The sequence below is a fragment of the uncultured Halomonas sp. genome (genome assembly GCF_947501415.1).
GTDB lineage: Bacteria > Pseudomonadota > Gammaproteobacteria > Pseudomonadales > Halomonadaceae > Halomonas.
The window spans coordinates 23,528-31,543 of the sequence record NZ_CANMVL010000032.1; the positions used below are offsets into that span (position 1 = coordinate 23,528).

Below are 8,016 nucleotides of genomic sequence, written 5' to 3' on the forward strand. Positions count from 1 at the left end.
GGTATAGTGGAGACAGCCCCGCTACTGGACTCTATTCATGCCCCCGCCGCATTCACAATCACGCTACTCGCGTCGCGGCCTGCTCGGCGGTGGCCTGATCCTGTTGACGACGCTATGTATCGGCGGCTGGCCGGCGCCAGCCGAGGGAAGTTTCCGGCCCGACCAGCTGCGCCAGGTGATGCGCAACCGCTATGGCGACCGGGGCAGCACCATGCTGGAGGAGTGGTTCGCGCTGCTCGAGCGACTGGCCAACCAACCCTTGCAGACGCAGCTTCGCGACACCAACGACTTCTTCAATCGCCGCATTCGCTGGCTGGATGATATCGACATCTGGGGCCAGAAGGACTACTGGGCCACACCGCTGGAGACCATGGGCAAGGCCCAGGGCGACTGCGAGGATTTCTCCATCGCCAAATACATCACCCTGAAGCGCCTCGGCGTGCCGACTCGTCAGCTTCGCATGATCTATGTTCGGGCGCGCATCGGGCGCAGACAGGAAACCCAGGCGCATATGGTGGTGGGATATTACGAGACTCCCGCCAGCGAGCCCCTGGTCCTCGACAACCTGGTGACCACGATCACCCCCGCCGCCCAGAGGACCGATCTGGACCCCGTGTTCAGTTTCAATAGCGATGGGCTATGGGCCGGCGGCTCGACACAGTCACGCGCCAACCCCTTACAGCGCCTGTCGCGGTGGAGCAGAGCACTGACACGGATGCAGGAGCAGGGTTTCCTATGATTTCACATCGGACAACGACACCAACCACCGTGGTTTCACCCCGGAACCTCTCAGAGGAGTGGCCGCCATGTCGCTGATAAAACAACTGTGGATCACGGTTCTGGTGATCCTGCTACTTCCCCTGGGTGGCAGCCTGGCGGTCGGGCTGACGGCGCTGCGGCATTACACCGAGCAGGAGATTCAGGTCAAGAATATCGACAACGTCAATGCCCTGGCGCTCTCCATGAGCCAGCTTGACAAGGATTCAGTCATTATCGAACTGCTGATGGCCGCTCAGTTCGACACCGGCCATTACCAGCTAATCGAGTTGCACGCTCCCGATGGCGAGCTGCTGGCCCGGCGCGAGGCCGACGACCCTGTCGATAACGTGCCTGGCTGGTTCGTCGAGCTGGTACGCTTCGACGTGCCACCAAGCCAGGCGGTGATCCAGAACGGCTGGCAGCAATACGGCACCCTGACCCTACAGAGCCAGCATAGCTTCGCCTACCAATCCCTATGGCACGGCGCCATTCGGCTGGTCGCCTGGTTCGGCCTGGCCGCCCTGATCGGTCTGCTGCTCGCCAGTTGGATCGTGCGAACCATCCGAAAGCCACTCAAGGCCGTGATTGCCCAGGCCCGGGATATCGGCGCCCGGCGTTTTACGACCAGTCCCGAGCCGCAGACTCGCGAGCTGCGCCAGGTGGTTCGCGCCATGAACCAGCTCTCCGACTCCGTAAGACAGATGTTGCATAGCGAGAGCGAGAAGCTCGACAAACTGCGACGCCGACTACAGCAGGATAAAGCGACCGGCGCTCTGGGGCGTGACGCCTTCATGACCCAGCTGACCACGCACCTCGAAAGCGAAGACGAACGCGCCAGCGGCTGCCTGGTGCTGGTGCGTCTGAACCGACTTACCGACGTCAACCAGCGTCTGGGGCGAGCGCCAACCAATAAGCTGCTCAAGAGCCTGAGCCAGAGTCTTCACCGGGTCGCCCGGTCCCAGGGCGGTGGCATCGTGGGCCGCCTGAATGGTGGCGACTTTGCCCTGCTGATTCCCGGTTGCGAGGACGACGGTTCACTGGCCAAGGCACTCAGTGCCGAGCTAAAAGCCCTGCGGGTCGGCGAGAGCGGGGCGAGCCTGGAGCTGCTCTCGGCCTTCTGCCACTATGCACCGAGGGATACCATCAGTACGCTTATGGCCGGCCTGGATGGCGCACTGGCCGCCGCCGAAACCCAGGGGGATCTGGGCCAGCAGTGGGTCGAGAGCCAACGCAGCGACCTGCTTTATACCAACCGTGCCGACTGGCGGTGTGCCCTGGAGCGGGCCATCGCCCAGGGGCCCCGACTGGCCAGCTTTCCGGTGGTCGATGCCAGGGGCAGCCTGCTGCATCATGAAAGCCCCTGCTCTCTTTACCTCGAGGAGGAGTGGCGTGCGGCGGGCACCTTCATGCCCTGGGTATCGCGGCTGGAGCTCACTACGTCACTCGACCTGGCGGTTGCCAAGGCCGCCATCGATACCATCAGCCATGACCAGGCACCACTGGGTATCACTCTCTCACCCGCCTCGATTCGCGATGCGGACTTCCTGACCCGCCTGACGGGCCTGTTCAAGGCACATCCCGAGCAGGCTCGGTTGCTGTGGCTGGAACTGCCGAAGTCCGCCGCCCTGCGTGAACCGGAACGATTCCGTCTGTTGTGCAGTGTCCTCGAGCCCCTGGGCTGTCGTATTGGTCTGGAACAGGTGGGCAGCGAGTTCTCTCGCCTGGCCGAGCTGCAGGGCAGTGGCCTCTCCTTCCTGAAGTTCGATCGCAGCCTGGTTCAGGGCATCGAGACGAGCCCGGAGCAGCAGACGGTTCTCCTCGGCATGGCGACCCTCTGTCGCTCCCTGGGCGTGCTGACCATTGCCGAGGGTGTTGCCAACGACATCGAGAGACAAACGATATTCGATCTCGGCCTGGATGGCGTCACCGGCCCAGGCGTTCGCTTGTAGCACCGCCGAGAGCGCTCATGAAGGCTCACACAGCCAACGCTTCCGGTTCGACTCGCGCGACTCAATGGCCTCGTCGAAGCCCCTGACTCAGGGCGCCTTCTGCCACTGCTGCAGCCCGAGTCCGCCAAGGATCAGTACCAGACCGACCAGGGTGGAGGGCAGGATCGGCTCACCCACCACCAGGTAGAGCAACAGCAGTGACACCGGTGGCGAGAGGAAGATCAGGTTGGAGACCTTGGCCGTACGCGACACGCCGTGCACGGCAAGCTGCCACAGCACGAAGGCGATGCCCATCTCGAACAGCCCCACATAGACACCGGCCCCCAGCGCCGGCCAGCCGTGCCATTCGACACCGGGGCCGGCGATCAGCAGCAGCGTCAACACCGGCACCCCGACGCTGAAGTTCTGCCACTGAGCCACCAGCGGGGGCCGATGGTCACGGGCGTTGAGTAACCAATAGAGCGCCCAGATCACCGTCGAGGCCAGCGCCATTCCCACCCCGAGCGGATCGGCGAAGGCCACGTCGAATACCGCACCACGGGTGGCGATCACCCACACCCCGGCGTAGGCAACAAGGCCCGCCAGCACATCGATACGCGTCAGCCGCTGGCCGAGGAGCGGTACCGCCAGGAACGCCATGGCCAGCGCCCAGGTATAGTTGAGCGCCATGGCCTCCTGTCCCGGCAGGCGGTCATAGGCGCCGAACAGCACCAGATAGTAGGCCACCGGGTTCATCAGCCCGGCCCAGGCGGCAGTGCGCCAACCCCGCCGCAGCGCCTGGCCCAGCAATCCCTGGCGTACCACCAGGATGCCGATCAGCGCCCAGGAGACAAGCGAGGCGAGCCACATCAACGCAAGGGGCGACATGTAACCCAGTGCCACCTTGAAGGCGGTGGCCACGGTGGACCACAGCGCTACCGCGCCCAGGCCGTAGAGCATGGCCTGATTGTCGCGGGTCATGATGACACCCGCGTGGATGTGACACAGTCGAAGAATCTGATAGATGACACGGCGGCCTCCCTGTCGCGACAATGGGGGCCCCATCCTACCAGCGAGGAGCCCCCATGGCCGCACCCGATATCAGCCAGCATCGTCTCTACGAATGGCTGACCGGCGACGATGACAGCCGGATGTGCAAGGACATCCCCGATGAGGCGTGCGACGAGCAGCCGCGCAGCTTCTTCCTGCATCTGATCGCCTCGCTGGGCAACAAGCTGGCCGACGAGCTGTCCAGTGCGCGGCTGGTGCTGCCCTGGCTACTGGGGGTGATCGGAGCCCCCCTCTGGATGATCGGCCTGCTGGTGCCGATCCGCGAATCCGGTGCCCTGCTGCCACAGCTGTTCGTGGCCGGCTTCATCCGCCTCAAGCCCCGGCGCAAGTGGGTATGGGTGGTCGGTGGCCTGCTTCAGGCGGCGGCCGCGGCGGGCCTGGCCCTGCTGGCCCTGTTTGGCTCCGGCGGCGTCGGCGGCAGCCTGGTGCTTGTCATCCTGGTGGCGCTCTCTCTGGCCAGAGGGCTCTCCTCCATCGCTACCAAGGATGTGCTGGGCAAGACCATCGCCAAGCAGCGCCGCGGCAATCTGATGGGCTGGAGCGGCAGCGTGGCGGGCGCCGTGACCCTGGCCGCCGGCGGCGTATTGATGCTCTTCGAGGACCGTCCGGGGGAAGTCGCCCTGGCCGTGCTGCTCGGGGTGGCGGCGCTGGGCTGGGCGCTGAATGCCCTGTGTGCGGCGCGTATCCAGGAGGCGCCAGGCGCCGTGGAGGGCGGCGAGAATGCCTGGGACAGCATCAAGCTGGGCCTGCGCCTGCTGCGTGAGGACCGCGCCTTCCTGCACTTCAATATCTCTCGCACCCTACTCCTGGCCAGCGCCCTGGCGCTACCCTGGGTGGCTCTGCTCGGCCAGCAGCAGAGTGGCACCGAACTGGGGGGCCTGGGGGTGCTGATCGTGGTGTCGGGACTCGCCGGCATGCTGGCAAGCCCGGTGTGGGGAAAGCGCGCCGATGTCTCGAGCCGACGGGTGATGCGCGATGCCGGCCTGGGAGCGGCGGCCTGCTGCCTGCTCGGCGCCACCATCGCCTGGCTGCCGGGCGGCTGGACCCAGACGGTATGGCCCTATGCGCTGGTCTATGCGCTGCTGGTGGTTGTACACGCCGGGGTGCGGCTGGGGCGCAAGACCTATGTGGTCGACATGGCCAGCGGCGACAACCGCGCCCTCTACGTGGCGCTCTCCAACACCATCACCGGCGTGCTGCTGCTGGCGGTGGGTGGAGCGGTCGGTGCCCTCGGCCAGTGGCTGGGCAGCCCGGCCCTGCTGGTGATACTCGCCGGCATGGCGCTGGCCGCCGCCGCGAGCGCCAGTCGACTGCCCGAGGTGGAGTAAACTGCCCGAGTTGGATCAAGAGGTGGTACAAGCAGCTGACACGTGAAAGCCAGGATGCGCGGCATGCCGAATTGAAATCTACGCAGTCGCTGACCATGATATCAGGCACACTTGACGTAATTGGCATGCCGTCAGCCCAGTGGCCAGGACAGGATCAGCGTCGGTAACAGCCCCATAATGGAATGCATAACATGAAACGATCTCCACTGATCAGCCCGGACCTGCTCGAGCGCATCGTCGACGCCTCCGACGATGGCATCGTGGTCGCCGAGCAGGAAGGCGACGAGACCATCCTGATCTATGTCAACCAGGGCTTCGAGCGCCTGACCGGCTACAGTGCCGACGAGATCCTCTATCAGGACTGTCGGTTCCTGCAGAACGATGATCGTGACCAGGACGGGCTTGTCACCATTCGCAAGGCGCTGGCCGAGGGTCGCCCCTGCCGAACGATACTGCGCAACTATCGCAAGGACGGCACCCTGTTCTGGAATGAGCTCTCGATCACGCCGGTCCACGACGAAGACGACAATCTCACCTACTACATCGGTGTGCAGAAGGACGTCACCGAGCGTGTCGAGGCCCAGCAGGAGCTGGAGCGTGTCAAGGCAGAGCACGGCTTGGATTGACCACTTACAACGATATCGCACCCAAAGGGCTTGCACTTCTCGATTTTTAGCACTATATAGCGCCCAGGCAGCCATGTTGTGACCGAGTGTTGTGACCGAGCTGCCTGGGCGCTTCAGATTCCACTCACGCACAGGGGAAGAGAAGCGATTTGTGATCGGTCGGCATGGGTCGACCACTGGCCATGGGAGGAACGCCACATGCGCCGTGAACACCTTCTCGAATCCGATGATGGCAACGATCGGGAATCCGCTGATGCAATGAACGATGACGACTACGCGCCGCCCCGCGCCTCCAGTCGCGCCGAAACCCTGCGCGCGCGACGCCGCGTGGAGTCCCTGCTCGAGGAGCGGCGCCTGCGTCGTGCCATCGAGGATGACTGGGCGATCGACGAAGAGGAGTAGCCCCCGATCGAGCGCTCCAGTGGCTGGCCTTTACCCGTTGCGGGCACTATCATCCGTGGGTCAGCCAATCCTCCAACCAAGTGGAACTCCATGGCGCAATACGTCTACACCATGAACCGGGTGGGCAAGATCGTGCCCCCCAAGAAGCAGATCCTCAAGGATATCTCTCTCTCCTTCTTCCCGGGCGCGAAGATCGGCGTACTGGGCCTCAATGGCGCGGGCAAGTCGACCCTGCTGCGCATCATGGCAGGCGTCGACACCGAGTTTGAGGGCGAAGCCCGCCCCATGCCGGGTATCAACGTCGGCTACTTGCCCCAGGAGCCCCAGCTCGACGACGACAAGAACGTTCGCGAGACCGTTGAAGAGGCGCTGGGCGAGATCAAGGACGCCCAGGAGAAGCTGGACGCCGTCTACGCCGCCTATGCCGAACCGGATGCCGACTTCGATGCCCTGGCCAGCGAACAGGCTCGCCTTGAAAACATCATCGAGGCCTCCGACGCCCATAACCTGGACCGCAAGCTGGAAGTGGCCGCCGAGGCCCTGCGCCTGCCGCCCTGGGATGCCCGCGTCGGCAACCTGTCGGGGGGCGAGCGTCGTCGCGTGGCGCTGTGCCGCCTGCTGCTTTCAAGCCCCGACATGCTGCTGCTCGATGAGCCCACCAACCACCTGGACGCCGAATCCGTGGCCTGGCTCGAGCGCTTCCTGCATGACTACAACGGCACCGTGGTCGCGATCACCCACGACCGTTACTTCCTCGACAACGTGGCCGGCTGGATCCTCGAGCTCGACCGCGGACAGGGCATCCCCTTCGAAGGCAATTACTCGGGATGGCTCGAAGCCAAGGAGAAGCGCCTCGAGCAGGAAGCCAAGCAGGAGGCCTCCAAGAACAAGGCCATCAAGCATGAGCTTGAGTGGGTGCGCAGCAACGCCAAGGGCCGCCAGGCCAAGAGCAAGGCGCGCCTCAATCGCTTCGAGGAGATGCAGTCCGGCGACTTCCAGAAGCGCAACGAGACCAACGAGATCTATATTCCGCCCGGCCCGCGACTCGGCGACAAGGTCATCGAGTTCCACGGCGTCTCCAAGGCCTTCGACAACAAGCTGCTCTACGAGGACCTCTCCTTCAGCATACCCAAGGGCGCCATCGTCGGTATCGTCGGCGGCAACGGCGCGGGCAAGTCGACGCTGTTCAAGCTGATCACCGGCAAGGAGCAGCCCGACACCGGCGAGGTGGTGGTCGGCGAGACCGTCGATATCGCCTATGTCGAACAGCTGCGTGACGCCCTGGATGACAAGCAGACCGTGTGGGAAGCCGTCTCCGACGGCCAGGACATGCTCAACATCAACGGCTACGAGGTCTCCTCACGGGCCTATGTGGGTCGCTTCAACTTCAAGGGCAACGATCAGCAGAAGCGTCTCAACGAGCTCTCCGGCGGTGAGCGAGGCCGTCTGCAACTGGCCCAGACCCTCAAGCAGGGGTCTAACGTGCTACTGCTGGACGAGCCTTCCAACGACCTGGATATCGAGACCCTGCGCGCCCTCGAGGAGGCCCTGCTGGCCTTCCCTGGCTGCGCCCTGGTGATCTCTCATGACCGCTGGTTCCTCGACCGGATCGCCACCCATATCCTGGCATTCGAGGGTGACTCTCATGTGGAGTTCTTCGAGGGCAACTACACCGAGTATGAGGCAGACCACAAGAAGCGGGTCGGCGATGACACGCCGCATCGCATGAAGTACAAGCGCATCGACGCCTGACCGGCATCGCCGAAGCTGTAAGCTGTTGATCAGTATAAAATATCGATATACAAGAAACCCCACTGACCTTGCTGGTGAACTGACCCCCAATTGTTGGACGGTTCGTTCAGCCGGCGCCCAAGGCCTGAGTCCTGTACTGTACGGGGCTCA

Annotated in this window: 7 protein-coding genes; 6 read left to right on the forward strand and 1 reads right to left on the reverse strand. The window is 63.9% G+C overall.

Annotated features, from left to right (window positions below):
• Window positions 1-37 precede the first annotated feature (37 nt).
• Window positions 38-739 (forward strand): transglutaminase-like cysteine peptidase, encoded by a 702-nt coding sequence (locus Q0894_RS15015; protein WP_299236831.1) that lies wholly within the window; start codon window positions 38-40, stop codon window positions 737-739.
• A 67-nt stretch (window positions 740-806) separates the two neighbouring features.
• Window positions 807-2,708, forward strand: a complete 1,902-nt coding sequence (locus tag Q0894_RS15020; protein ID WP_299236833.1) for a LapD/MoxY N-terminal periplasmic domain-containing protein — start codon at window positions 807-809, stop codon at window positions 2,706-2,708.
• Window positions 2,709-2,795: 87 nt separating this feature from the next.
• Here Q0894_RS15020 and Q0894_RS15025 read toward each other — a convergent pair whose 3' ends face one another.
• Complete coding sequence (locus Q0894_RS15025) at window positions 2,796-3,668, reverse strand: DMT family transporter (protein WP_299236835.1); 873 nt, start codon at window positions 3,666-3,668, stop codon at window positions 2,796-2,798.
• 104 nt (window positions 3,669-3,772) lie between these two features.
• On the opposite strand from Q0894_RS15025, the gene Q0894_RS15030 reads away from it, so the two are divergent.
• The 4 genes from Q0894_RS15030 (at window position 3,773) to ettA (ending at window position 7,866) form a co-directional block, all read left to right on the forward strand.
• Window positions 3,773-5,086: an MFS transporter gene (locus Q0894_RS15030; protein ID WP_299236838.1), complete on the forward strand. Its 1,314-nt coding sequence runs from the start codon at window positions 3,773-3,775 to the stop codon at window positions 5,084-5,086.
• Window positions 5,087-5,277: 191 nt separating this feature from the next.
• Window positions 5,278-5,712, forward strand: a complete 435-nt coding sequence (locus tag Q0894_RS15035; protein ID WP_299236842.1) for a PAS domain-containing protein — start codon at window positions 5,278-5,280, stop codon at window positions 5,710-5,712.
• 198 nt (window positions 5,713-5,910) lie between these two features.
• A complete protein-coding gene (locus Q0894_RS15040) occupies window positions 5,911-6,114 on the forward strand; it encodes a PA3496 family putative envelope integrity protein (RefSeq protein WP_299236846.1) in 204 nt (67 codons plus the stop codon).
• Between the two features lie 90 nt (window positions 6,115-6,204).
• A complete protein-coding gene (gene ettA / locus Q0894_RS15045; RefSeq protein WP_299236850.1) occupies window positions 6,205-7,866 on the forward strand; it encodes an energy-dependent translational throttle protein EttA in 1,662 nt (553 codons plus the stop codon).
• The last annotated feature ends 150 nt before the right edge of the window (window positions 7,867-8,016 follow it).

Bases quoted from the DNA above. Each gene is read 5' to 3' on its own strand.
- Q0894_RS15025 (WP_299236835.1), bottom strand. From the start codon at position 3,668: ATGACCCGCGACAATCAGGCCATGCTCTACGGCCTGGGCGCGGTAGCG.
- Q0894_RS15040 (WP_299236846.1), top strand. From the start codon at position 5,911: ATGCGCCGTGAACACCTTCTCGAATCCGATGATGGCAACGATCGGGAA.
- Q0894_RS15035 (WP_299236842.1), top strand. From the start codon at position 5,278: ATGAAACGATCTCCACTGATCAGCCCGGACCTGCTCGAGCGCATCGTC.
- Q0894_RS15015 (WP_299236831.1), top strand. From the start codon at position 38: ATGCCCCCGCCGCATTCACAATCACGCTACTCGCGTCGCGGCCTGCTC.
- Q0894_RS15030 (WP_299236838.1), top strand. From the start codon at position 3,773: ATGGCCGCACCCGATATCAGCCAGCATCGTCTCTACGAATGGCTGACC.
- ettA (WP_299236850.1), top strand. From the start codon at position 6,205: ATGGCGCAATACGTCTACACCATGAACCGGGTGGGCAAGATCGTGCCC.
- Q0894_RS15020 (WP_299236833.1), top strand. From the start codon at position 807: ATGTCGCTGATAAAACAACTGTGGATCACGGTTCTGGTGATCCTGCTA.